Raw genomic sequence first — 26,997 nt, forward strand, 5'->3', positions numbered from 1 at the left:
GGTTGTTGTGAGCAAGCGAAGGTCGTGACGGGGATGCTTGGCTTATAAAAGCATCCCCGAAAGACGATAAATTCCTTCTTCAATAGCTGCTTCATCTACTTTAGCAAAACCGAGTACCCAACCTTTTCGATCACTTTCCAAGCAATACGTGCTCAGCGGATACACGCGGATTCCATTTTCGAACGCTAACTTTGTCACGGCTTCCTCGTCAATCGATTTATCAGCCTCAAGAAGCATATGCAATCCCGTTTCTACGCCGCTTAGTGTGAAGTGGTCGCTCAGACCTGTTGCGATAATTGCCTTCGTCATGGCTTCATGTCTACGACGATATACATTCCGAACTCGTCTCATATGACGCATAAAATGACCATGCTCGATAAAATGAGTAAGTGTTAATTGCTCCATAATCGGCAGATGCCGATAGGTTAATTCATGGACTTGGGCAATTTGACGAATGGCCTCTTTGGGTCCGACAATTGCCGATAACCGAATGCCAGGAGCGACCATTTTGGAATAACTCATCATATATAGCGTGTTCTGAGGTCGCTGACTGAACAGCGTTGGGAGCGGGTCACCGCGATATCGAAATTCACTATCGTAATCATCCTCAACAATCCAGAACCTCTGCTCAGCAGCCATATGTAACAATTGCTGCCTGCGCGGCTCCGACATAATTGCTCCAACCGCACACTGATGCGATGGCGTAACATATACAAGTTTGGACCCAGGATGAATGCGGTCAACGCATAGTCCGTGTTCGTCAACCGGAACGGATTCAACTTGCATGCGCCGATACTTCATCACCATCCAGGCAGCAGGGAAGCCGGGATCCTCAACCGAAACCGTTTCTCCTTGCTGTAACAGAGCTTGGGCAATCAAATCAATGCTATGCTGTGCGCCTGAGGTCAAGATGATTTGATCGACATCCACATGAACTCCCCGTTCAAGCGACAAATAACGTTGAATCTGCTCTCGCAGCGGTAGAAATCCATATGCATTTCCGTAAGCCCAATTGTCCAGGTCTGTTTCTGTGGAGGCGTGCAAAAAGGAGTGTCTCCAATTTTTTCGGAAATGCTCGTCTAGGTATGGCTCATGAGGAGTGAAATCGATCTCTACTTGACGATGATCTTTGTTTCCAAACCAATCGTGTAAATGGCCGATTCCCGTGTTTAATGATGGCAATTCAGGAGGGATCGGCCCTTGTGTGGCAGCATCTTCAGAAGGACGAGTTGCATATGTCCAATCGCTAACTCTTGTTCCGCCGCGACGAGAGGTTACGGTATACCCGCGGCTGAATAATTCCTCGTAAACAATCTGGATGGTTGAGCGTGAAACACCAATCAATGGAGCGAGTTCACGGGTTGGGAGCAGTAATTCCCCTGGAGGCCATTTTCCGGATGTAATATTTTGTATCGCTTGATCCAGAAGCTGCTGCCAGATGGGACGTTTATCATTTCGATTGACTTGTAACATTCAGACAACTCCCGCGTTTTTGGCATGATTATGGATTGCTATAATTACTCAACTATGGATATTAATCAACACTCCATTGATTGGTATACTAGCACGACAATTGTTGATTGTGCAACACAACTGAATTCTCTTCTTATGGCGGAAATATCAGATTTCAAAAGTGAAATAGACAGGCAGAGAGGAAGATGATCATGAATTATTTGGAGCAGCAAGATAAAGCGGTGGCTAATGCAATTCGGCAAGAGCTTACACGGCAGCGGGATAAAATAGAACTGATTGCATCGGAGAATTTTGTAAGCCGAGCTGTCATGGAAGCGACGGGCACAGTACTGACCAACAAATATGCTGAAGGGTATCCGGGAAGAAGATATTATGGCGGATGTGAGCATGTCGATAGGATCGAGGAACTTGCCATTCACCGAGTCAAAGAGCTTTTCGGTGCCGAGCATGCCAATGTGCAGCCTCACTCCGGTGCACAGGCGAATATGGCGGTATATTTTGCATCAGTAAAGCCTGGAGACACGATATTGGGTATGGGTTTATCCCATGGCGGCCATCTTACACACGGGAGTCCGGTGAATTTTTCTGGAAGATTCTATAATTTTGTTTCTTATGGTGTCGATGAACAAACAGGGCGCATTGACTTTGACCAGGTGCGAAAACTCGCCCATAAGCACCTTCCACGCATCATCGTGGCTGGTGCCAGCGCCTATCCACGAACGATCGAATTTGAGTTGTTCGCCAAAATCGCGGCCGAAGTTGGGGCTCTTTTCTTTGTAGATATGGCACATATTGCAGGAATCGTTGCAGCAGGATTGCACCCAAACCCGCTGCCACACGCACACTTTGTTACGACGACCACGCATAAAACGTTAAGAGGGCCAAGAGGCGGTGTCATCATGTGCCGTAAACCATGGGCGCAAGCCATTGATAAAGCGATATTCCCTGGATCGCAAGGTGGCCCGCTTATGCATGTTATCGCGGCAAAAGCGGTTGCGTTAGGCGAGGCATTGCAACCGGACTTCAAAACGTATATAGCAAAAACGCTTGAAAATGCTGACGTATTGGCGGAAGCACTAATGAATGAAGGGTTAACCGTTGTATCTGGGGGGACAGACAATCATATTGTTTTGGTTGATTTGCGCACAATTGGACTTACGGGCAAAGAAGCAGAATCCATACTCGATGAGGTGGGGATTACGGCGAATAAAAACGCAATTCCTCATGATACGGCTGGCCCGTTAGTAACGAGTGGCATTCGCTTCGGAACTCCTGCAATGACTTCAAGAGGATTAGGACCCCAGGAGATGAAAGAAATTGCCTGGCTTATTGGACTGGCCTTTAAAAATCCCAAGAGTCCGAAGGTTAAAGAACAAATAATAGAAAGTGTACGTGAAATGACGTCTCAGTTTCCTTTATATGAAGGGTGTCCGGTCTGAATGAGGAGGGGCTGGGAAGCCAGCCCTTTGCTCTACTCCATTACAGCGACGATTCGTTTTTATGTTTATGGCGGAATGTCTTATTCTTCGCTCGATTTCCGCATGCCTTCATCGAACACCATCTCCCCGTTCCGGGTCTGGATCGATCCACAAATACCCACTGGCAATCCTCCGCTGTACATACACGTATGCGATGCCACATCTTCGTTCGTCTCAGTTCGTACACAATAATGAGTAGTTGAGCTAATCCTTTAGCTGCATTTACTTGCAGAGGCACAAGCCGCTCTCCATTCTCCTGGAACACGAGCCCGAACTGGAAATTCTTCGTAAGCTGCTCCAGCTTAACCTGTTCTACATTTCCATCGTGCTCGTTGTTCACTATTGTTTTGCGAAGTTCATTGCGAAGCTCGCGCGCCAATTGCAATTCTTCCTCTGAAGCAGCATTATCTGATTCTGTGATAAGCTGGTGCTGCACGAGCCACTCGACTAAACGGCTAGGCTCTGTTAAATGCTCGATCCCGGGATCTCCCTCGTACCGCGTTCGTCTATCCTGTGTATTGAAGAAATCAGCAATCATTTCAAGCTGATCATATCCACTCGTCATCTGCTCAACCGCTCCTATTGACACATCGCATGCTAACCATTAAGATTTATTTACCAGCTAGCTAACTATTTAAACTGTTTTAATGGTTTCGTCCGTGCTTTAGTTCTTATTACGTGCTTTATGACTTCAATTACAGTGTATCACTAGGTCGTTCTAAATTATAGATTTGATGAACTCGCGGTCCAGCCTTCCCAAGTCTTTTCTATCTATTCTCGTATTTATTCTGCTAAGGAGCGAAGATAACGATGAACATGAATCCTTTCACTGTGAGTATTTCAGACGAAGAGATTGAACAATTGAAGCAAAGACTGCGAATGGCGAGATGGCCGGATGAAATCCCAGGAGCAGAATGGGATTACGGGATTCCAATATCGTATATGAAGGATATTGTTCATTATTGGCTGCATGATTTCGATTGGCGCATGGTGGAACAGCGTATCAATTCCTTCTCTAATTACAAAGCGACAATTGACGGGAATGACATTCACTTTGTTTACGAAAAAGGGAAGGGAAGTCGCTCATTACCAATTCTAATTCCCCATGGCTGGCCAAGTACATTTTATGAGATGCTGGATCTGATTCCGTTTTTGACACAGCCGGATAACGATGGAGGCAATGATTCCATCTCCTTCGATGTCATTATTCCTTCGATCCCGGGGCATGGGTTCTCGAGTATACCTTTGGAGTCGGGTTATGAGGATAGACAGGTCGCGAATGTGCTGGTCAAGTTGATGGAGGGGCTGGGCTATGAGCAGTTCGGGGCACATGGCTATGATTTGGGGGCGAGCGTGCTTGGCTTGCTATGCTTGGATCATCCGGAGAAGGTCATTGGGTATCATACGACATCACCGGGGAATCCGAGTCCTTTTATAGGGAAGGGCATGGAGATGTCCGAGGCGGAGCGTGCTTTTCTAACTTGTGGAGATCAGTGGTATCGCGAAGAGGGCGGATATGCGCATCTATTGGGGACGAAGCCACAGACTGCAGCGTATGGACTGCATGATTCTCCTGTAGGTCTGGCAGCCTTTATTTTGGAAAAATGGTATTACTGGACGGTAACCGAAAAGGGTGAGCGGTTAGAGCAGTTCAACAAGGACGATTTGCTGGCAAATGTCTCAATCTACTGGTTTACCCAGACGATTAACGCGGCGAACCGCTATTATTATGAAGGCAGGCATATCAAGTGGCCGGGCGAAGGAGAGACATGCCCTGTACCGCATGGCGTATCGCTAACGAAGACGCAGCCTCATGAGCGTCCGCCGAGAGAATATGTGGAGCGCTTGTTCCCGAACATTCTGCAATGGCAAGAACTGAATGCAGGGGGGCATTTTGTTGCGCTGGAGCAGCCGGGGCTTGTTGCAGAATCGATGCGTTCATTTTTTAAACCCTTCAATATTAGATCATAGTAATAGACCCAGTGAAGGGGGAAGTAACTCCTCTGATATCATTGGGTTTGTAACCCCATACTACAATAAGGAGGAAGGTGCACGTATTGAAAAAAATGCTGATCCTGCTTGTAGCAACAATATGTGTGTTTTTCGTTACTTTTCTGATATGGCAGAGTTATTCAGAATCAAATGATTTCTCATCAATGGAGGGGGAGATCATGATCATGCAGCAAATGAATCCGACTGAAACACCTATGTACAAGTTTAATCTGCAGACAGATGCTCTTTTACCATTTCATAATAATTTTTTCGAACCGCATTATAGTGTTAATAATGGGAATAAGCTTCTTGCTGTCAATTCAAAACGGGGATGAGCAAGATATTTATGAAATTGAAGATGATAATGCTAGTTACTCGAAAAGAGAGAAAATAATAGCTGGAAAGAACATTCAATTTCCAAAGTCAATTCCTGACCGTCATGCCATTAGCTTTATAGAAGAAGGCGAGTTGAAGGTATATGATAGAGACACGGGGGCATTAACTTCTATAGCCTCGCTTGATAGTGGATATCTATACTATGATTGGCTTGATTCCAATCGGGTTCTTTTTACCGCACAAGATGAACAAAAGTCTCCACACATTATGTCGTTCAATCTTACCAATCATCAACTAGATGAGTATAAATCGAATGCTTCTAATCCCTCACTTTCCTACAACAAAAAATATATTGCATACCAGCAGAGTACCGAGACGAACGTTGTCCATATTGATTCCATAACAGATAATGATCGTTCTACGATACGGGTTGATACACAAGGTGTGCTGCCATATAAACCATCTTCTGATGGAAAGTATCTATTAACCAATATGTATACGAATAGCATTTCTAATGTAGTTATTATTCATATCCCAACTGCTAAAATAAAAACTCTTTTACGTTCAACCTGGGCAGAGTATCTGGATTGGAAGTTGTAGGACTCGATGGTGGCTGTACTCAGGGGAATAGCATATTGTACGTCCGCGAAACCTCTTTTCGGTATCTATTTTCAATTAGGCCGGGAAGAGTTTTTTTTGTATTTGTATCATACATAATATAAATGTTGCTGAGAAATATTGTTTGAAGTTCAAATTTTATACTATAATTTGGATTAGGACTTGTGTCGCAATCGCAATGGTTCTGTAGGAGGGATCGTAGAAGCTTCTCAATTACATGGGGAAATAAAAAAATCGAAAGGATGATTTTTGTAGTGTTGAGCAGCGGTAAATTTGTAAATAGATTCATGCTGATAATTTACATGCTAACCCTTCTTGTGTTAGGCCAATTTTTTATACCCAAGTTCAACCCAATTTCAATCAGTTCTGAGAATAAAAAATTGCGGGATGGAAACAGCATAGCCATTGTGATCAATAGTTTGGGTTTTCCGTTTCCGGAGGGCTTGGATGAAAATCATAATCCTTATTTGGATTATATTAAAAGAAATGTCGGATTAAATGTCCGTGTCGAAATGCCGCCCGTACCCAGTTATGAAAAAACGATCGACACCATCATTTCGACGGAACAGGATCTCCCTGATATGATCACCGTCAATTCCCCGATCCAATTTGCCAAATTCGTAACGCAAAACAAGCTTCAACCTCTCGATCATTGGATAGACACATACGGAGCAGATTTAAAGCGTGTCATACCGGAGGAATTATGGAACCGAGTTCGGTATAACGGCTCGATTTATGCAATTCCGAGTGGCCAGTTGGTGAAGGGGAAAGAAATCATCTACATCCGGAGAGACTGGCTGGATAAACTGAACCTACCGATACCAGTAACGCTTGAAGATTATAAGGCAGCAATAAAAGCATTTTCGGAAGGCGATCCCGACGGAAACGGAAAGAGAGATACATACGGCTTTACGATGATGAAGGATCTGTATCATTCTTCACCACTTTTTGGGGCGTTCGGAGTTCAATTGAATCAATGGACGGAACGTGAAGGGAAGCTTGTCTATGCCAACGTTTTGCCAGAAATGAAGGAAGCGCTATCATTCTTTGCCGAGCTATATCGACAGGGATGGATTGATCCGGATTTCCCTATTTACCGCAGTAATGTTATGAACGAAAAAATAATAGAAGGAAAGATCGGAATGTTTTCTGGAGCTTGGTATGATACGCGCGGGGTAATTGCTCAAAGCCTGAAGAAAGATCCGAAAGCGAATTGGATAGCCATTGACTATCCGATTGGCAAGAAAGGGAAGCAGGGAGTAGGTGCATTGAATCCAGTTTTCGGGCATCAAGTGGTTCCAAAAGGGAGCAGTCATGCTCGCGAAGTCATTCAATTTTTAAATTTCATTGCAGGTGGAGGCAGAACCTCATTAGTTCTAGGATTTCAAAATCAAGTGTGGGATTGGAAAGATGGAAAAATTGTCAGTGAATTTAATGAACATGATAAGCACCTGTACAGAGGCATATATTCTGCATTGGTGAATGTGGACGAACGGTGGTTGTTGCGTGCACGCATGGATTCCTACGACAAAAAATTTCGTCTCAACGAGAACATTGAAAAATTGGAAAAGCATATCGTACAAGATGCATATGGCGGCCCGCCCCCACCTACCTTGGTAAGAAAATGGAATGAACTTTATTCATTGCAGGAAGTTTTCGTAAAAATCATTCTCGGCCTAGAATCCACGAACTCATTCGACGACTACGTGAAACGATGGTATGAGAGTGGAGGCGCACAAGTTACGAAGGAAGTAAATGATTGGCATGAATCGCATAAAAAATAAGGATGTAGCCATGAAACTATTCCAACATGCATATCATAAGTTTCTGCAAACCTCGCAATTACGGCTCAGCATCTATTTCTTCATCGTGCTTCTGCCGCTAGTGATCATTAGTTTATACGTAAATAACAGAGCAAACCAAATTATTATGCAAAAGACGACAGAACAGACTCAAGATAAGGTGGAGTCTGTCATGAATAACCTTGAATTATCGTTGCATCATTTTGAGACATTAACCAATCTAATTGCGGCGAACCACAACATTAATGAGAAGCTGAAGGTGCAAGGAACGGGGATGTCGCCACGCACAATTGTCCAGTACTCTGAGCTGCTGCAAGAGCTGTGGAATATTTCGGCGGTGAGCCTGGTGGCTTCCCAGATCACGATTTATCAGATGGAGACCCATACGATGATATCTACGAAATATGGAGGAAAGAGAATCGAATCTTCAGCCGAGCGAGAAAGTTTCGCCTCTTTAAGTCGGCTTGCGGATCAGGCGGGTACATTCCTTATGCCCCAACCTCAAGAGGGGGAAGGCTCTGTAATCGCAGATATAGTGGAGGCCAATTCCATATCCCTTGTCAGAAGGCTGACTGCCTTTCCTGATCAGAACAAAGCAAGTTTACTATTTATGACTTTACATAAAAATACGCTCCGAACCCTCATAAGCCCGCTGTTGAATTCCGAACTAACCAGCTTGCAGATCAAGAATAGAGAAGGAGAAACGATTCTGTCCCTTCCTACTACCGATTCAGGAGGAAACCGAGATAGGGATATGCTCCAAGTGAGCGCGGAGTCGTCTAGTTACCCAATCCGGTTGGAAGTTTTTCGGCCGATCGAAGAAATTTATCAAGAAACGAAAACGATGAGGCAATTTACCTATTTAATCATAGCGTGCAGTTTTGTGCTTTCCATGCTTATATCTTGGGGTGTTTACAACCGCATCGCTTCTCCTCTAGGTAGATTAAAGCACGCGATGAAGGGATTGATCGGAGGAGATTATGACATCCGACTGCTTACAAGACGGAAGGATGAATTTGGCTATTTGATGGACTCGTATAATCAAATGGCCGAGCATCAAAAGCATCTGATTCAGGATCATTATGAGCAGCAGCTTCGCATTGCCCGCACGGAGCTCACGTTTTTGCAATCTCAAATTAATCCCCATTTCTTATATAATACGCTGAACTCTATATACTGGACGGCTCAAAACTACGAGGCAGAGGAAATAAGCGAGATGGTGCTGAACCTGTCACACTTTTTCCGATTAAGCCTTCATAAAGGGCAAGATACATTCACGGTAGAGGAAACGATTACCCATCTAAACTACTACTTACGCATCCAGCAAATTCGCTTTTTACATTGCTTTCATGTCGTGTATGAGATACACCAAGAAACGAAAACGATCCCTATATTAAAGCTGCTATTGCAGCCCTTGGTTGAAAATGCAGTTATTCATGGACTGGAGCAGATGAAGGGCGATGGGGTGTTGATCATTTCGAGCTTCTTGAAGCAGGGGAAATTGATGATAACGGTGCAAGATAACGGAAGCGGAATAAGTGAGCAGCGCCTGCAATCCATTCATCAAGTTATTCAGGAAATCAACGGATTGACGGCGCCCTTTTCTTTTTTGGAATCTCCGAAAAAGGAGCTTTACGGCTTGCGCAACTTATGTTCCAGAATGAGGATGTTCTACGGCCCTGAAGCGTGCATCCGATTCGAAAGCCAGTTAGGAGTAGGTACAACAGTAACTCTTGAGCTGCCTTTATCAAGTACGACAGATGAATAATGAAATAGGGAGAGGATCGCTTGAATCTTCTTATTGTAGAAGATGAAATTAGATTTTTGCAAAATCTGCTTCACATGCCCTGGGAAGAACACGATATCGAAGTAGTAGGGTCGGCGAATAACGGCGCTGAAGCTCTCGCTCAGATACAAATGAAGCAGCCCGATATTATTTTAATGGATATTCAAATGCCCGAAATGGACGGTCTTTCCTTGGCGAGTCAAGTGGCTCGGGCTTATTCGAACACGAAAATCATCATTTTAAGCGGTCATGACAATTTTTCCTATGCGCAGACGGCGGTGGAGCTTGGCGTATACAAGTATTTGCTCAAGCCTGCTGCTGAAATGGACATTCTCCAGGCTGTGACGGATGCAGCCCGATGCATTCAGGCAGAGTTGATGGAGCGAACGCGTCAGCTAATGATGCAGGAGCAATGGACGCAGTACCTCCCCGTGCTGCATCAGCATACGATTCGCAATCTAGCATATGGACGGTATCAGATAGAAGAGCTGGAAGCTTCCTGTGTTTCATTAGGGCTTCATATAGACATGGAATCTCGTTATGCGGTAATCGTTCTGGACGTGGACGAATATGTCTGTTCCAGCAATGAAGATGGCATGACCCTGGATAATCTCGTGCATGTTATTCGAGATATACTTCCGACTCCTGATTTTTATGTATGCACGGAAGAGGATAAAACCATTATTGTGATAGGGAATACGGGAGCGCTGGAACATACTCCGCAGCAGATGCTCGGGATTCACGTGGCGATGGAGAAGCTCATTCGCAACATCAAGCAATGTCTTGGCATTGACGTAAGCGCGGGAATTAGTGGAGGAACCGGAAAGATAGACGAACTGCTGCCATTATATATTCAAGCCAAAAAGGCGCTGCAAAATCGGGTCGTTTATGGAACGGGGATCGCAATTCCATATGATGAGCCGCTTCAAGCCGAAGTCACGAACCGTCCAAATTATGAACACGAGGACAAGCAACTAGAGATGGCTTTGGAGTCGTTAGATCAAGAACTTGCCATGCGAATGATTTCGGACATGTGCGAGGCGGCGAAGAACAACTCTGCTTCGTATGAAATTATGATGGAGCAGTTAATGTACATCGTTGGCGTGTTGACGCTCTTTATCCGCAAACGCGGATGGTCTGTACAGGATGTGACAGGAGCGGATTTCGATTTTCTCTCGAATGTACAATCACTTACGACGCCCGAGCATATGTACGATGTATTGCATCGTGCTGTAAGAAGCATAATCTCTTATGCAGAGAGCCATGACAGGAAGGTTACCCATACCACTGTTCAAGCGATTATCGAGCTGCTTGAGGCGGAACAGGATCAGGAATTTACCTTGCATACGATCGCTGATCGTTTTTATGTGAACGCCTCCTATTTAAGTCGCTTATTCAAGCAAGAAATAGGAATGTCATTTACCTCATATGTTCTGGAACGCAAGATGGAACGGGCGAGGACGGCGTTGATGAATGGGGCGAGAGTGTATGATGCTGCCGCCATGATCGGATATCGGGACGTCAGCTATTTTACTAAAATATTCCGTAAATACTGGGGCGTAACGCCAAGCAGTGTAAAGAAATAAACGAATTCTATACAAAATGAGTATATATAAGCCGATTCCTTTAGTGAAGTAATCGGCCTTTTTTTATTTTTGCGGCAGAAGATAGCTGGGACTTCCAACATACTGTTAAGGGCTGATGATGCTGGGTATGTTTTAGAGTGATTCATTTCGATATTGAATGGTGAAAAAGGTATGCAAGAAGGAATGAATTGCTTACAATAGTAAGGTTGGGAAAGGAGTGTATGATGAGTTTTTTTAGCTTGATATTATTTGTCCTGTTTGTTTTTTTATTTATAAGGGAAAAAAGGCGTATTAGTCTTTCATTCCTATTCATAGCAGCTTTAGCGAATTTAGCGCTGAGTCTAGTGGCGTTCTCCAACCAGATCCCATGGGTGAACTTAATTGTGGCCGCGGCTATCCTTGCCTCTGTTCCTTTGAGCGTACTGTTTGTGAGCATATATTTGCTGCTTAACGGCAGAATCATGCTGAAGAAGGAAAGCAAGAAGCTCGCGAATATGCTGTCATTATTATTGAGTCTCCTGATCTTTGCGATGATCGGCATGTTTTTCTACATTTTCTTTATTTCGTATAATGATAAATTTGCTGTTTTTTATCTCGGGACGCTGCTCATCTTCATGTACTTTTCCTTTGTATTCGTCAGCTTTCTGGCGTATGCGATCTTCTATCATTACTGGAAAATATGGTACAAGCCCGATTTCATCATCGCGCTTGGCTCTGGTCTAATCGGAGGGGAACGAGTCCCGCCGCTTCTAGCGTCACGTTTGGATAAAAGCATTGAACAATATATGAAGTATCATCAAGTGCCTAAAATTATCGTGTCGGGCGGCCAAGGGCCGGACGAATTGCTTAGTGAAGCAGAGGCAATGAAGAAATATATCGTGGCGAAGGGAGTTCCAGAGCAGGACGTGCTTATGGAGGACAAATCTCGCAACACGATGCAAAATATGCTGTTCTCGAAGGCCATTATGGACGAGATGAAACCCGATCATAAAAGCATCTTCGTCACGAACAACTATCATGTATTTCGGGCAAGCATTTATGCGCGGCTCGCGGGATTGAAGAAGTGTGAGGGTGTTGGCGCGAAGACAGCAAGATACTACATGCCAAGTGCGTTCATACGTGAGTATATCGGGATCATCATGATGTACAAATGGTGGCACCTCGCAGTAGTAGCAATGATCGTTTTATTTACCGCCATGATACTAAGATCGGTAATATGATATAAAAAGATCGAGCCAGGATCCCCACATTTTCCCTTTAGCTCGATCTTTTTGTTTATTTCTGGATTGGAAGCGCCCTAAGCCTTCGTGCTTTTGTTTACGGATTATTGCGGCTTCACCATAATTTTCACTTGGTTTTTCTCTTTCAAGAGCGCCTCGAAGCCATGATCAACGACTTCATCCAATTGGATGCGCTTCGTTACCAGCTTCTCTGCTGGGAAGTAGCCTTGCTCCATCAATTTGATAACCGCAGGAAATACGTTGCGGTAACCGATGATGCCTTTCATTGTGCGTTCCTTCGTTACAATTGCATTCGGTTTAATAGTAGCTTCTCGCTCGAAAATGCTGACGATCATCACTTCACCGCCGAGCTTGGCTGCATCAATTGCATTGTTCAGTACAGCAGGAACTCCCGTTACTTCATAAGCGACATCCACGCCGCCGCCTGTCCGTTCGCGAAGCTCCTTCACGACATCGACTTGCGAAGGATCAAGTACAATGGCTCCGAGTTCTGCTGCTTTTTGCTTACGCTGCTCGGACAGTTCAATTGCATAGATCTCCGATGCACCGGCAGCCTTCAATGCTTCGATCACAAGCAGTCCAATTGGGCCTGTACCGAATACGGCTGCACGATCCCCAACTTGAAGCTTGCTTTGACGAACTGCATAGAGAGCTACTGCGGAAGGTTCAACAAGCGCTCCTTGCTCGTAAGAAACGCTATCTGGAATCTTATGCACCATGGGTTCGTCTGCTGCTACATATTCGGAGAAGCCTCCACCGCCGCCAGCGAGACCAAGGAATCCCATCTTGTCGCACAGGTTATACAAGCCTTGTTTGCAGGCTTCACATTCACCGCATGCGAAGATCGGCTCTACAACAACGCGATCGCCCTTCTGGAATTTGGTTACACCTTCTCCAACCTCGACGATCTGTCCAGAGAATTCATGTCCCATAACGATTGGAGCTTTCTCTCCAGTTAGAGGATGGGGAGTGCTGTCTGAAATGAAGATCGGTCCTGCCGTATATTCATGCAAGTCGCTGCCGCAGATGCCGCAGCATTCGACTTTAATTTTCACTTTGCCTTTGCCGGCTGCTGGTTCTGCAATGTTCTCCACGCGCAAATCTTTGACGCCATGCCATCTTAATGCTTTCATGTGCTCATCTCCCCAGAAGTATAGAAATGAAATACTGTACGGAATGGAAACGGGAAAATATTTTCGGAAACGTTTCCGATATTAAATATGTCACACTCTCAGCGTGATGTCAATCACAGTCTTTTGTTGCAGGAAGATCAGGTGAATAATGTGAATGCAGATGGTATGATACAGAATATGGATTGATTGGATTGGTGGAAGCAATTCCATTTGTAACGGGAGGAAGATGTAGCAGTGGTTCAGAGAAAAGTCACGATTGAGGACGTTGCACAGCGAGCAGGGGTCGGATTGGCAACCGTATCGCGTGCAATCAATGACGCAGATGGCATTAGTCCGAAGACGAAGGCCAAGGTAATGCAGGCGATTGAAGAGCTAGGCTTCGTGCCGAACTCATTCGCGCGCAGTCTTAAGGTACGGCAGACGAAGCAAATTGCGCTAGCTGTTCCCGATATTCGCAATGCCTTCGTTCCGGAGATTGCCTATTCCGTCGAGCAGGCGGCCAAAAATTACGACTACCGTGTCGTTCAGATCAATACATTAGGGAATGCACGAGCAGAGCTCGAAATACTCAGGGAAGTGAAGAAGCTTCATGTGGACGGCCTGATTGTCCTGCCGCTAGCTTACCCTGCAACGCTGCCTGACTTGATTAATAAATCGAGCATTCCAGTCTCCGTTATTAACTATGGGAAGAAGCTCGGTGACGATGTGAAGGCGGACATCGTTAGTCTATCTACGCAAGAGGGTAAACTTGTCATGGAGCATTTCATGAACATAGGCCGGACGCGGATTGCGTATGCAGGTGCGCCGAAGCATATCATTGAGGAGCGTTTCTTTGCCTACGAGGATGCCCTCCCGCAAGTAGATAGCTCTCTGGTCTATCTCGGAGATGATTTCTCGATGCAAACGGGATTGAAGGCAGCCGATTATTTCGCAGGTCTAACGAAAATGCCGGATGCGATCTATGCGGGCAATGACATGATTGCGATGGGACTGCTGAACCGATTCAAGGAATTGGGGATCCGCGTGCCCGAAGACATTGCGATTGTTGGCATTGATAATATTTTGTGGGGAACGATTACGACGCCGCGGCTTAGCTCTGTGTCGATCATGGGAGCAGAGGTTGCCAGAGTAGCGACTGAGCTGCTGCTTAACCGGATCATCGAACAGAAGCGCGGTGTATATGAACGAGTGCAGTTTGAGCCTCGCCTCATTGTTAGAGAATCGAGTGTGGCGATGACACGCAGCTCGCAGCAGTTGGACTGATCCATATCTTAGGGAAGAAGGGTAAGCTATGGTCAAGGCGGATGATGTGCCTCCTAATATGACAATATCATTTTAGGAGGCTAAAACCATGAAGTTTCATTTGATTGATATCGATACGTGGAATAGAAAACCTTACTATATTCATTTTTTGAACGAAACAAGATGTACATTCAGTTTGACTGCCAATATCGATATTACGATTCTGCTTGATAATCTGAGAGAAAAGAACAAGAAGCTTTACCCGGCGCTTATTCATATGACTGCTAAGATTGTGAATGCATATCCCGATTTCCGAATCTCCTATGATGAGGATGGAGGACTCGGATATTGGGAGAGCATGAACCCGAGTTTCACGATTTTCCATCCTGAGGACAATACGTTCTCTAGTCTATGGGCCTCATATACAGAAAAATTCCATGCTTTCCACGAAGGCTACCTAGCGGATGTACGGCAGTATGGCAAGGTGAAAGGACTACTTGGTAAAAAGGATCAGCCTGCAAATACATTCCCTATCTCTTGCATTCCATGGGTAAGCTTTACGGGATTCAATTTGAATGTGTTCAATGAGGGGACGTATTTGTTGCCGATCATCACATTCGGAAAGTATTTCGAGCAAACGGGTCGAGTCCTGCTGCCCGTATCCTTGCAGCTGCATCATGCGGTATGCGACGGGTATCATGCAGGCTTATTTGTTGGCGAGCTGCAGCGATTCGCTGATCATAGCAAGGAGTGGCTAGATGATCCGAATTAATACACATGATTGAGCAAAGTAATGAAGCCGTTGGAACAAGGCCATAATTAGCCGTTGTTCCAACGGCTTTTTTCATTGATGTGGAGTCGGTGAATGATGGTCTGACACAGTTTTGTCACAATTTAAAAAAATTATAAAGGAGTATGAAACATTTTCCTTGTTTGATGCATCTAAGTTGCAGGTGGTAATTTTAGACTTGGATATGATTGCAACTTAGGAGGATGAAAAAGTGAAGAAACTTGTGTCAGGTTTTGTTGCTGCGGCACTCGGCTTTACGGTGGTAACGCCCACAGCTGTGCAAGCAGCGCCTGCAACTTACACCGTATATGTGAACGGAAGCAAAATTAATACCGATCAGCCGCCAGTATACACGCAGGGCCGTGTGCTATTGCCGATGGCGGTTATTTTCCAGTCGCTTGGCGCCAGTGTAAGCTACGATTACAAAACGAAGAAGGTATCAGCTTACAAAGGGAGCACCTCAGTAATTCTGAAACTAGGCTCCTCAGCGGCAACGGTCAATGGCAAAACTGTCTATATGGATGTTCCAGCCAATACAATGCAGGGCAGAACGATGGTTCCGGTACGCTTCGTTAGTGAATCGTTGGGCGCAACAATCAACTATGACAATTATCAAAAAGTCGTGCGTGTGACTTCTGGCAGTACGCCGACATACCCGGATCGTCCGACATACCCAGATGAGCCCGACTACTCCGGCGATCTTAGAGGCGTCAATTATGTGACAACACAGATCTCAGGCCAATCCGGAGATGCAAGCGATATTCGTGTCAGCTTCTCCAAGGAACAGTATGAAAATAACCTTGATCAATATCGCGTCATGATTGTTAAAGCGTCGAACTCCTTTAATTTGAACAAGGCTCGTTCGGTATCTTCCAACAATTATACCGTAGTAAACAAGAGCGGTGACGATCCTGTAGTCAGATTGGATTCCCGAGCACGTGACGTAGATGGAGACTACATCCGTACGAATGTGAAGTATGAAGCTTATGTATTGTCAGTGGGCAGAACGAGCAACCAACAGGTGCTCTCGAACCCATCTTCAACCTTTACGTTAGGCGACAACGCGGTTGCAGCGGCAACGAATGTGCAAGTGCGCAATGTGGCGAATTATAACGACGGCCGTGATATGCAGGTCAGCTTCTCCCGTCCTTCTAACGACAGCCCAATTCAAAATTATCGGATTATGGTCGTCAAAACGAAGGATGCATCTCGTTTCGATGCTTATGAAGCAGACCGCGTATCCAGCAATAATTATACGACCGTTCCGAAGTCCAGCAACTCGACGTTGACGACAACCTTGAGTTCGACAACTAGAGATACAGCGGGTGACTTAATTCGCAATGGCGTACCTTATACCGTATTTGTCGTAGCTGTCAGCAATACGAGCTCGTATGTTAATAAGCTATCCTCCAGCTCATCTTCGATCACGCTTGGACAATCAGCTGGTGTTCCAGTGATTACGAAGGTCAGCCAAGTGGGTAATTATGGAGATGGACGCGATATTCAGATCAGCTTTAATCGCTCTTCCGATGAATCGCGCGTAAGCTACTACCGGATTTTTGCAGTGAAATATTCGGATGCTTATCGCTTTGATTTGAATGAAGCTAACCGGGTTTCATCTAGCAATTATTATGATGTCTCGAAGAATGGCTATAGCATTACTTCAACATTGCCATCTAATATGCGTGATGTGAATGGCTCACTAATCCGCAGAGGGGAAACGTACCGTCTGTTCGTCATGTCAGTTTCGAATAGCAACTCTGATTACAATGCATTGTCGGGCGCATCTGATTCCATCAATATTTCGAATAACTCAACGGTGTACAGTGCTTCCAATGTAAGAGTAAGTGATGTCGGAGATTATAATGACGGCCGCGATATGATGGTTACCTTCAACCGGGCCTCGGATGAATCGAATATTAGCCAGTATCGAATTATGGTTGTGAAGACGAGCAGATCGTACCGCTTTGATGTATCCGAAGCGAACAACGTATCCAGCTACAATTATACGTCGATGAACCCGAATGGCAGAGACGTTAGCCTCAAGCTGAGCTCTACTGCGAGAGACGTAGATGGGGACCTGATCCGTAACGGAACCAGCTACCAAGTATATGTGCTTTCTGTTGGACGCGGTAGTTATGTGAATTCCCTGTCCAGCGCCTCAGATACGATTACGTTGTCTAACAATTCGACGGTGTACCCTGCAACGAACGTATCGGCAAGCAGTATGGGTGGAAACTACAATGATGGACGGAACCTGAGTGTAACATTCAACCGTGCTGCAGATGAATCGGATGTGAACCATTATCGCGTTATGGTCGTGAAGTCTTCCAATGCAAGCCGTTTTAATCTAACAGAGGCCAATCGAGTTAACAATTGGAACTCAGCTGTCGTGTATCGGAGTGGCAGCAGCTTGTCACATGTATTCGATCAGGATGCAAGAGATGTAGATGGAGCACCGATTCGCAACGGCAACAGCTACCGGGTATTTGTTCTGTCTGTAAGCTCCAATAGTCAAGCGAACAATGCGTTGTCTGCTCCATCTCCAGAGGTGACGCTTAAAGGCAATGCCTCGGTTGATGTCGTGACGAATGTAGAAGCGAAGATTATTGGCAAAAACGGCAATGCCAGCGACATTGAAGTAGGCTTTAATGCACCATCCAGTAATTCATACGTAAATGAATACCGTATTATGGCCGTTCGCGCAGATCAGTCCTATGCATTCGACGCATATAGTGCGGGACTTGTGAATTCATCAAGTTATATTCGGGTTGGGAACCAAAGCGGCTATGTGAGACAATCGCTGACTAGCAGTTTGCGGGATGTTCAAGGTAATGTTATTCAAAAAGGTGTTGCTTACCGAGTATTCGTGCTTACGGTAGCTGACAATAGAAGCGGCTCCTCGAATGCCTTGTCTTCGCCTTCTGGTGAATTTGCCTTGGTAGATCAATCCGTGCAGGCACCTACGAATGTGTTTTTGACAAGAGAAGGGGGGAATAACTTCAAGGCCTCCTTCTCGAAGCCAAGCAACGACAGCGGGATTGCCTATTATGCATTGATGGTCGTTCCTTCTAGCTCAGCGAACTCCTTCAACCTGGATCAGGCGAATCGTTTAAGAGGAGTAAGCGTAATTGGCGAAGAATCTAGAATGTTCTCGCTGTCAGATAATGATGCATATGGAAATCCAATTCGCAGCGGCGTTGCCTATAAAGTATTCGTTATGTCCGTAGCGGATGGGCGCAATGCAACAGTGAATGCACTGTCCACTGCATCCAACGAAATGACAGTTGGTGACGGATATTAATCCCCATGATGTGAAATAGAGAAGATAGATAGATGGCATTCAATAAGAGCCTCGGAATGATTTCCGAGGCTTTTTATGTATCACCAAGAGTACAAGAGAGTTGTGTAATGAGTAAGAAATGACTTCAGTGCTGTCTATTAGGTAATTGGTAGCGTAGAGGGGGTAAACAGTAGCGGTTGTATAGGAGAATCGACAAATGTGTCGAGGCAGTTGGAGATAATTGCACGAATCTATGGGAGTGAGGTAGGAATGGATAGGGATGTTTTTGTCGGAAATAGGGTGAAACAACCTTGAAAGTGACTACAAAATGACAAAAAATGATTTTTCGTGTCGAAAAATTGAAAAGTGTTATGAAAAAGTATTAATCTTTTCATTCGAGCAACCGATATAAAATATGGGTCTTGAGTTGGATAGGGGATGCGACCGTCCAACATGCTGATATGTAATATGTACTTTAGACCTATTCACGCGATACATGTCACAAGAACTAGTGCGTAACATTGCTATGACATTCTTGCCTGATAATCGATCTGCAACACGCAATGGATACATCAAGAAGAACAACATCAGGATTGAAAGGCAAACTCTTCGAAAGATGAGGACGCAAAGCCGCGGGCCTAACATCTTCACGGATTACGGCGGCCGGGTTGCCATTAATGTTGCGGTAACTACACAACGGTTATTCGGTGACAAGGCTATGCAGAATGGCCTTTTTTTTGCGCACAGAAGCTGGGGTAAATGATGGAAATTGTGTTGCTAAAATGGGACGAGTGTACTTCCTACGAAGACATAGATTCATTGATGGATCGATTTATCCCGTTCGTTACACCTGAAAAATACAAAAGGTTAGATAGACTTCGGAACCGTGAAGATCTTTATTGCACGGTTGCGGCTGACATATTGGCCCGCATGCTGCTATGCCGAACCTTGAAGTGTCCGAATAACGAACTTGTTATTCACACTCATCCCTTCGGCAAGCCATATGTGGAGGGTGATCCGGTATTTTTCAACATCTCTCACGCCGGTGCGTTCATAGCAGTGGCATTGGATGAAGCGCCAATCGGGATTGATATTGAGCAAGCAGGAGAATGGAAAATGGACGTGGCTAGGCTGATATGCTCGCCGCGTGAGTTGGAATTGCTTGCAAATACGAACGACAGTCGTGCGCGTCAGGAAATGTTTTTTTACATATGGACGGCTAAGGAAAGTGTTCTGAAGGCATTAGGAACGGGTCTTAGCCTGCCTCCCAGCACATTCGAGATTGTGCAGGAGACAGCTGTACCTATACAGCATAATCAATTATGGAATGTTGATCATAATTATGTAAAGCAATATGTCGTTCCTGTAACAGGCTATAGTATGACTGTGTGTGCACAGCATATGGAATTTGCCAAGCAAATAGAGTACATCACATGGGAGCAGTTGACTCATAGGTTTACGAAATGGGTTGGATCGTACAAAGGAGAGGACGAGAATTGGCTTTCATGGAATTGACAGTAGAACGATTGGCAGGCTATGACGTACATTCTATCGAGCTGCCTGAGGAGACAATGCGTCTTCTGAAGAAGCATTCGACCGAGCATTCGGTCAAGTTGGAATCCGTCATGTTCAGTGCGTGGGCAACGCTGTTGTCCCGGTTCTACAACTCGCAGCAAGTAACTCTTCATGCCGTTCAAGCGGGACACGGCAATGCAAACCATACCGTAGTCAGTCAGGATGACGTAACCTTGCAAGGAATTATGAGCATTCATAACAGCTTGTCGGCTTGCGCAGAAGGACGTAACCTGACTTGCTCTGAAATAGCTTCTGACAGTGATGTGGCAACGTATTGCTGGTACGGAGAAGATGTTCGGCCCGTGCTTCCAGAGGGAGAGCAGGTATGTGACCTGCACGGCTGCATTCAGCATGCTGCTGGAACGGGCGCATTACCGATGTTCACAATGTATTACAAGGAAAATCAGTTCCAGTTATCGACGGTAGAGAAGCTGGGTGAGTACTTCTTGCAGCTGCTGGAAGAAGCTGTGAAGCATCCTCAGAAGCGTATTGGCGAGCTGGAAATGCTGACAGAGCAGGACAAGCGCCAGTTAATTGAGGGGATGAATCAGACGCGAGCTGAATATCCTCATACATTCACGGTTCAGGCGCTGTTCGAGGAACAGGCTCAGATGCATCCGGATCGAGTAGCTGTTATCGAAGATGATCGCGAGTTGACCTATTGCGAGTTGAATGCTCGTGCGAATCAATTGGCGCGCAGGCTGCGGAAGCTTGGCATCGATCGGGAACAGTCTGTTGGTATTATGGCAGAGCGCAGTGCAGAGATGGTTGTCGGTATCTTAGCGATTCTTAAGGCGGGAGGAGCTTATGTTCCACTTGATCCCGATCACCCTCAGGATCGCATTCAATATGTCCTGGAAGACAGTCGTACGAAGCTGGTACTGACTAGCAGATCGTCAGATATAGATTTGCCGAATACCATCGAGCAGGTTCATATGGATAACCCGAGCCTTGCTGATGAATCTAGCGATAATCTGGTATCTGTGAATCAGCCAGAAGATCTTATATATATCATTTACACGTCCGGTTCGACAGGAAGACCGAAGGGTGTCATGGTGACTCATCGCAATGTCATTCGCCTAGTGAAGCGCACGAATTACGTAAAGTTTGGCGAAGGCGACCGTATTTTGCAGACAGGATCGCTTGTGTTCGATGCCTCAACCTTTGAAATCTGGGGCTCCTTGTTGAATGGCTTAGGGCTCGTGCTTATCGACAAGACGACGATACTGGACGCTGAGCAGCTGGAGCAAGCGCTCGTCCGCCATCGGGTTACGATTATGTTCTTGACGACAGCGCTGTTCATTCAATTGGTTGATCGCAATCCGCGCATATTTGCGCCGCTTCGCCAATTGCTCGTCGGTGGAGAGCTGATGTCGCCGAAGCACTTCTATCGAGCGGCTAAGGACTGTGCACCGATTGAGATTTCGAATATATATGGTCCTACTGAAAATACAACCTTCTCTACTTCTTATCTGATGAAGGAAGAGGGAGACGGGACAATTCCTATCGGTACGCCAATTACGAACTCAACCGCTTATGTTGTAAATGATTACGGCATGCTGCAGCCGATTGGCGCTGTAGGAGAGCTGTGGGTCGGCGGTGAAGGCGTAGCACGTGGCTACTTGAATAAGGATGAGATGACGCGTGAGAAGTTCGCGGATAGTCCATTCATAGCTGGCGAACGAATCTATAGAACAGGTGACCTTGTGCGCATGCTGCCAGATGGCAACTTGGAATTCGTCGGACGCAAAGATCATCAAGTGAAGATTCGCGGCTATCGCATGGAGCTCGGTGAGATTGAAGCGCAGATTCATACGCACGAGCAAGTAACGGAAGCACTGGTTGTAGCTTTTGAAGAGTCGCCTGGCCAGAAGGCTCTTTGTGCTTACATTGTAGCGGAAGAAGGCATGACAGCGAGTGCAATGCGCGAGTACTTGTCTTCGCATTTGCCTGAGTTCATGGTGCCGGCATACTTCATGTTCTTGGAGCGCATGCCGCTTACGATCAACGGCAAGATTGATCGGGCCAAGCTGCCTCAGCCTGAGAAGCAGGAGCGCATGTCAACCGAATATCAAGCTCCAGTAACGGATACGGAGAAGAAGCTTGCTGCGATTTGGGAGGAACTGCTTGGCATCTCTCCAATTGGCACAGCGGATCACTTCTTCGAGATTGGCGGGCATTCGTTGAAGCTGGCACAGCTGCAAGCACGCATCGCAGCTGATTTCCATATCTCGTTGTCCTTCAAGGAATTGTTCTCGAATCCATATGTCGGCAAGCTTGCTGCAATTATCGACGGAGGAGCACAAGAACAATACGAATCGATAACGCCAGCCGAGAAGAAGGCGCATTATCGTCTCGCGCCAGCACAGACGCGTATGTTCGCGCTGCAACAGCGGGGCGGAGTTGGCATGGCCTACAACATTCCACTTGTGTACGAAGTGAATGGCCAATTGGATACCGGCCGCCTGAAGAAGGCTCTACACCAAATCGTAGAGCGCCATGAAGCATTCCGTACTTCATTCCATTGGGAAGAGGAACAGATCGTACAGAAGGTGCATGAGACAGTTGCTTTCGATGTGCCGATTATAGAGGCCGAGGGCCGTACTGCTGCTGAAATGGCGAATGAATTCGTCCGTCCATTCCAGTTGGAGGAGCAATCGCTTCTACGTGCTGCGATTGCGAAAATGGAAGCAGACCGCTACGTACTGATGCTGGATATTCATCATATCGTCTTCGACGGAACCTCGCTCAGTGTGTTTGCAGAAGAACTGGCAGCAATCTATAAGGGCGAGGAGCTGGCCCCAATCAAGCTGCAATATAAGGACTATGCGGAATGGCAGTCCACGCGTGTACAAGATGAACAAGCACATGAACAGTATTGGCTGAGTGTGCTTGAAGGGGACATCCCGCTGCTGGATCTTCCGTACGATTATATTCGTCCGAATGTGCAGTCATTTGAAGGCGATATGGTGCGTATAGCATTGTCTGCCAAGACGGTGGAAGGCTTGAAGCAGCTGGCTATCCGTCAAGGAACTACACTCTATATGGTGCTGTTGTCGGTATATAATGTGCTCTTGTCCAAATATGTGGACAAGGAGGATTTGATTGTCGGCTGTGCGATTGCTGCTCGAACACATACTGATGTAGATCGAATGATGGGCATGTTCGTCAACACCTTGCCGATTCGCAGCTTCCCAGAGGGCGGCAAGGCCTTTGCTGATTATTTGAATGAGATGAAGGATACGCTTCTGCTTGCCTATGAGCATCAGGATTACCCGCTCGACAGCCTGGTTGAACGCCTGCAGCTGAAGCGGGACGTAAGCCGCAATCCATTGTTCGATACCGTATTCGTCATGCAGAACATGGGGGATCTTTCGCTTCAAGCAGGAGATGCCGTCTTCACACAGCTGCCTTATCATAACGGCACATCGAAGTTCGACCTGACGCTGGAGGCGATCGAGCGTGAAGAGGAACTCGAATGCAACTTTGAATTCTGTTCGAAGCTGTTCAAACGAGCAACTGTAGAACGATTGGCAGGGCACTTCGAGCAGCTTGCTATGCAGGCGGCACAGCAGCCGTCATGCAGCATTGGAGAACTTGAACTGGTTACGGATCAGGAACGGGAAGAAATCGTGCACCACTTCAATAATACGGTTGCCGAATATCCTCGCCATGCGACTGTACACAGTCTGTTCGAGGAACAGGTGCGTGTAACGCCTGATCGCGTTGCGCTTGTGTCTGGTGAACGCGAAATTACCTATGCGGAGCTGAATGCGGAGGCCAATCGTTTGGCGCATTATTTGCAGAAGCATGGGACGAAGGCTGAACAGCTGGTTGGTCTGTTCACAGAGCGCACACCAGAAATGATTATCGGTGTACTCGCAATCTTGAAGGCTGGCGGTGCTTACGTGCCGATCGATCCAGATTATCCGCAGGAACGGATTCAATATATGCTGGAGGACAGCCGTGTTAATATCGTACTCGCAAGCGACCATTTGGCTGAACGATTGCCTGAAGGACTGAGCAGCATCAGTTTCACGGATTCGAAACTAGCTGTACAGTCAACGGAAAACATAGATGACCTCAATAATCCTGAGCATATCGCGTACTTAATGTACACATCGGGATCGACAGGGAAGCCAAAGGGAGTTATGGTCACCCATCGCAACGTGATTCGCCTTGTGAAGAATACGAATTTCGTATCATTCCAAGAGGATGATCGCATTTTGCAGACCGGTTCTCTCGTATTCGATGCTTCGACATTTGAAATATGGGGAGCCCTTCTGAACGGACTTCAACTTGTACTCGTTGACAAGCCGACGATTTTGGATGCTGAGCAGTTGGAACAAGCGATTATGCGGCATGGCATCACTATGATGTGGCTGACTTCACCGTTATTCACGCAGTTGGTTGAGAAAAATGAGCGCTTATTCGAACCTGTGCGAACATTGCTCGTTGGCGGAGATGTATTGTCTCCGAAGCATATCTACCGGGTGCTTCATGCCTGTGCGCCAATTCAAATCGTGAACGGATATGGACCGACAGAGAATACGACCTTCTCCTGCTGCCACCATATTGCAGCGGAGCAGGACGGATCGATTCCAATCGGAGCGCCGATTGCGAACTCGACGGCCTATGTCGTGAACAACTATGGCAAGCTGCAGCCGATTGGCGTAGCGGGCGAGTTGTGGGTCGGCGGCGATGGCGTTGCGCGTGGTTACTTGAATCGCGAGGACTTGACGAACGAGAAGTTCATCGACAGTCCGTTCAAGGCTGGAGAGAAGCTGTATAAGACAGGCGACCTTGTTCGCTGGCTGCCGGACGGAACAGTCGAGTTCTTAGGACGCAAAGACCATCAAGTGAAAATTCGCGGATATCGTATGGAGCTTGGTGAAATTGAAGCGCAAATCCGAACTCATGAGCTCGTGAAGGAAACACTCGTTACCGATATTGAGGAGTCGCCTGGACAAAAGGCGCTCTGTGCGTACATTGTTACGGAGGGCACGGTGACAGCTGCAGATATTCGTCAGCATCTGCTTGATCATTTGCCGGATTATATGATCCCGACTTACTATGCGTTCCTCGATCAGATGCCGCTGACAACGAACGGCAAGATCGATCGCGCGAAGCTCCCTGCGCCATCGAAGCAAGAGTGGACAGGAGCCGGTTATGTAGCGCCTGACAGTGAGACGGAGATGAAGCTTGCCGAGCTATGGCAGGAGCTGCTTGGCCTGACAACGGTCGGCGTGTGCGACAACTTCTTTGAGCTAGGTGGGCATTCCTTGAAGGCGATCACGCTTGTTGCGCAGTTAAAGCAGGAATACGAGGTCGACGTCAGCGATGTATTCGCATATCCGACAATTCGAGAATTGGCATTGCGGATGAAGTATCGTCCGAACCATATGAAGGATAAGCTGGAGCGAATTCGTGCTATGTATGCAGAGGAAGCGACGGTCGTGGAAGATAAGGCCGTAACGGAGGCTTGGAAGCAGTACCGCAGCCGCAACGAAGCTTATCACAACCGAGAGGTATCGCAGTTGAACTATGCTAAGGTTCTCCTTACAGGTGCAACAGGATACTTGGGTGCTTACCTGCTTCGCGATCTTCTGCATTGTACTGACAGCAAGGTGGTTGCTATTGTTCGCGGGACATCTCCGGAGCAGGCTCGACACAGATTGTACGAGAAGCTGGCCTATTATTTTGGTGCAGCACTGACAGACACGCACGGACATCGAATCGAAGTCGTTAACGCGAACTTGAGTGACGAACATCTCGGACTCGCTGAACACGAATATGCTAAGCTGGCAGATGAAATGGAATGCATCATCCATGCTGCGGCCAATGTGAAGCATTATGGCCACTATTCTGAATTCGTACTGAACAATGTTACGGCGACGGAGCGCTTGTTGGAATTGGCAGCGACCGGCACGAAGAAGGGATTCCACCACGTCTCTACAATGTCGGTCGGGATGGGAACGATTGAAGGCAAGGAAGCCGTTCTCTTCACGGAGGATGACTTGGACATCGGACAAGTGCATGACAACTATTATGTAAAGACGAAATTCCAAGCGGAGCAATTGGTAGAACAGGCGCGTCTGCAGGGGCTGCATACGAACATTTACCGAGTTGGTAACATTGTATGTCACTCAGAGAGCGGTCAGTTCCAGGAGAATATTCAGGACAATGCGTTCTACAAGACGATGAAGTCCTTCATCCAATTGGGGGCCGTTCCTGATTCCGGTCAGGATACAGACTTATCCTTCGTAGATCAGGTGAGCCGTGCGATTATTACACTGCATGACAAGCCTGCCCTGCATGATGAGATCTACCATATCTATAACCCGCATCTGATCAGCATGTCCGAAATGCTGGCTGGGCGGAATGATGTTCAGGTTGCGAAGCTGCCAATGGAGAAGTTCCTATCCTATCTGTTCGAGCAATATGAACAGGGGGCGAAGCTTGAGGCAGTCGAGAATGTGATGCTGCATAACGGGTGGATGGATGAAGGCGCTGCGCTGACAGCGTTCGAGCTAACTGCAGAACGGACTGCATCTACGCTTGCTGCATTAGGCTTTTCCTGGACTGTACCTGGTGAAGCTCAAGTCACGAATATGCTGCGACACGGGTTCGAAGTTGGCTTCCTATCTCTTACGAACAAGTAG

16 protein-coding genes and 1 riboswitch are annotated in these 26,997 nt (G+C 46.5%); of the genes, 13 read left to right on the forward strand and 3 right to left on the reverse strand.

The genetic code is table 11. The annotated features are described in order from the left end of the window. Positions 1-42: 42 nt before the first annotated feature. The gene (gene pdxR, locus BBG47_RS00570) at positions 43-1,473 is read right to left on the reverse strand and encodes a MocR-like pyridoxine biosynthesis transcription factor PdxR (RefSeq protein ID WP_065290087.1); all 1,431 of its coding nucleotides are present in this window, start codon (positions 1,471-1,473) and stop codon (positions 43-45) included. Positions 1,474-1,664: 191 nt separating this feature from the next. Here pdxR and BBG47_RS00575 point away from each other — a divergent pair, with 191 nt between their 5' ends. After that, the gene (locus BBG47_RS00575) at positions 1,665-2,912 is read left to right on the forward strand and encodes a serine hydroxymethyltransferase (RefSeq protein WP_065290088.1); all 1,248 of its coding nucleotides are present in this window, start codon (positions 1,665-1,667) and stop codon (positions 2,910-2,912) included. 40 nt (positions 2,913-2,952) lie between these two features. Here BBG47_RS00575 and BBG47_RS00580 read toward each other — a convergent pair whose 3' ends face one another. Further along, positions 2,953-3,516 carry a CGNR zinc finger domain-containing protein gene (locus BBG47_RS00580; protein ID WP_065290089.1) on the reverse strand — a complete coding sequence of 188 codons (564 nt, stop codon included), beginning with the start codon at positions 3,514-3,516 and terminating at the stop codon, positions 2,953-2,955. A gap of 245 nt (positions 3,517-3,761) precedes the next feature. On the opposite strand from BBG47_RS00580, the gene BBG47_RS00585 reads away from it, so the two are divergent. From BBG47_RS00585 to BBG47_RS00615, 7 genes are all read left to right on the forward strand, one after another. After that, positions 3,762-4,922 (forward strand): epoxide hydrolase family protein, encoded by a 1,161-nt coding sequence (locus tag BBG47_RS00585; protein WP_065290090.1) that lies wholly within the window; start codon positions 3,762-3,764, stop codon positions 4,920-4,922. 86 nt (positions 4,923-5,008) lie between these two features. Further along, positions 5,009-5,278, forward strand: a complete 270-nt coding sequence (locus BBG47_RS00590) for a hypothetical protein (RefSeq protein ID WP_065290091.1) — start codon at positions 5,009-5,011, stop codon at positions 5,276-5,278. Then, on the forward strand, positions 5,253-5,879 hold the full coding sequence (locus tag BBG47_RS00595; RefSeq protein ID WP_065290092.1) for a hypothetical protein: 627 nt from the start codon (positions 5,253-5,255) through the stop codon (positions 5,877-5,879). Before BBG47_RS00590 ends, BBG47_RS00595 begins: the two co-directional genes overlap by 26 nt. 461 nt (positions 5,880-6,340) lie before the next feature. Continuing rightward, a complete protein-coding gene (locus BBG47_RS00600) occupies positions 6,341-7,681 on the forward strand; it encodes an extracellular solute-binding protein (RefSeq protein ID WP_254659709.1) in 1,341 nt (446 codons plus the stop codon). Beyond that, positions 7,662-9,467: a sensor histidine kinase gene (locus BBG47_RS00605; protein ID WP_254659710.1), complete on the forward strand. Its 1,806-nt coding sequence runs from the start codon at positions 7,662-7,664 to the stop codon at positions 9,465-9,467. Before BBG47_RS00600 ends, BBG47_RS00605 begins: the two co-directional genes overlap by 20 nt. Positions 9,468-9,487: 20 nt before the next feature. Continuing rightward, positions 9,488-11,071 (forward strand): response regulator, encoded by a 1,584-nt coding sequence (locus tag BBG47_RS00610; RefSeq protein ID WP_065290093.1) that lies wholly within the window; start codon positions 9,488-9,490, stop codon positions 11,069-11,071. Between the two features lie 383 nt (positions 11,072-11,454). Beyond that, on the forward strand, positions 11,455-12,291 hold the full coding sequence (locus tag BBG47_RS00615) for a YdcF family protein (protein WP_254659711.1): 837 nt from the start codon (positions 11,455-11,457) through the stop codon (positions 12,289-12,291). Positions 12,292-12,395: 104 nt separating this feature from the next. Here BBG47_RS00615 and BBG47_RS00620 read toward each other — a convergent pair whose 3' ends face one another. Further along, a complete protein-coding gene (locus tag BBG47_RS00620) occupies positions 12,396-13,445 on the reverse strand; it encodes a 2,3-butanediol dehydrogenase (protein WP_065290094.1) in 1,050 nt (349 codons plus the stop codon). A 234-nt stretch (positions 13,446-13,679) separates the two neighbouring features. On the opposite strand from BBG47_RS00620, the gene BBG47_RS00625 reads away from it, so the two are divergent. The 5 genes from BBG47_RS00625 (at position 13,680) to BBG47_RS00645 (ending at position 26,997) form a co-directional block, all read left to right on the forward strand. Beyond that, positions 13,680-14,708, forward strand: coding sequence for a LacI family DNA-binding transcriptional regulator (locus BBG47_RS00625; RefSeq protein WP_065290095.1), 1,029 nt, complete (start codon positions 13,680-13,682; stop codon positions 14,706-14,708). 88 nt (positions 14,709-14,796) lie between these two features. Beyond that, positions 14,797-15,459, forward strand: coding sequence for a type A chloramphenicol O-acetyltransferase (gene catA, locus BBG47_RS00630; RefSeq protein ID WP_065290096.1), 663 nt, complete (start codon positions 14,797-14,799; stop codon positions 15,457-15,459). A 229-nt stretch (positions 15,460-15,688) separates the two neighbouring features. Then, complete coding sequence (locus BBG47_RS00635; protein WP_065290097.1) at positions 15,689-18,781, forward strand: stalk domain-containing protein; 3,093 nt, start codon at positions 15,689-15,691, stop codon at positions 18,779-18,781. A 568-nt stretch (positions 18,782-19,349) separates the two neighbouring features. Then, a riboswitch (cyclic di-GMP riboswitch) is annotated at positions 19,350-19,436 on the forward strand. Positions 19,437-19,519: 83 nt separating this feature from the next. After that, positions 19,520-20,275 (forward strand): 4'-phosphopantetheinyl transferase family protein, encoded by a 756-nt coding sequence (locus BBG47_RS00640; protein ID WP_065290098.1) that lies wholly within the window; start codon positions 19,520-19,522, stop codon positions 20,273-20,275. Further along, positions 20,266-26,997, forward strand: coding sequence for a non-ribosomal peptide synthetase (locus tag BBG47_RS00645; RefSeq protein WP_254659715.1), 6,732 nt, complete (start codon positions 20,266-20,268; stop codon positions 26,995-26,997). The genes BBG47_RS00640 and BBG47_RS00645 overlap by 10 nt, the downstream gene beginning before the upstream one ends.

Source organism: Paenibacillus sp. KS1, assembly GCF_001680695.1.
Classification (GTDB): domain Bacteria; phylum Bacillota; class Bacilli; order Paenibacillales; family Paenibacillaceae; genus Paenibacillus_B; species Paenibacillus_B suaedae.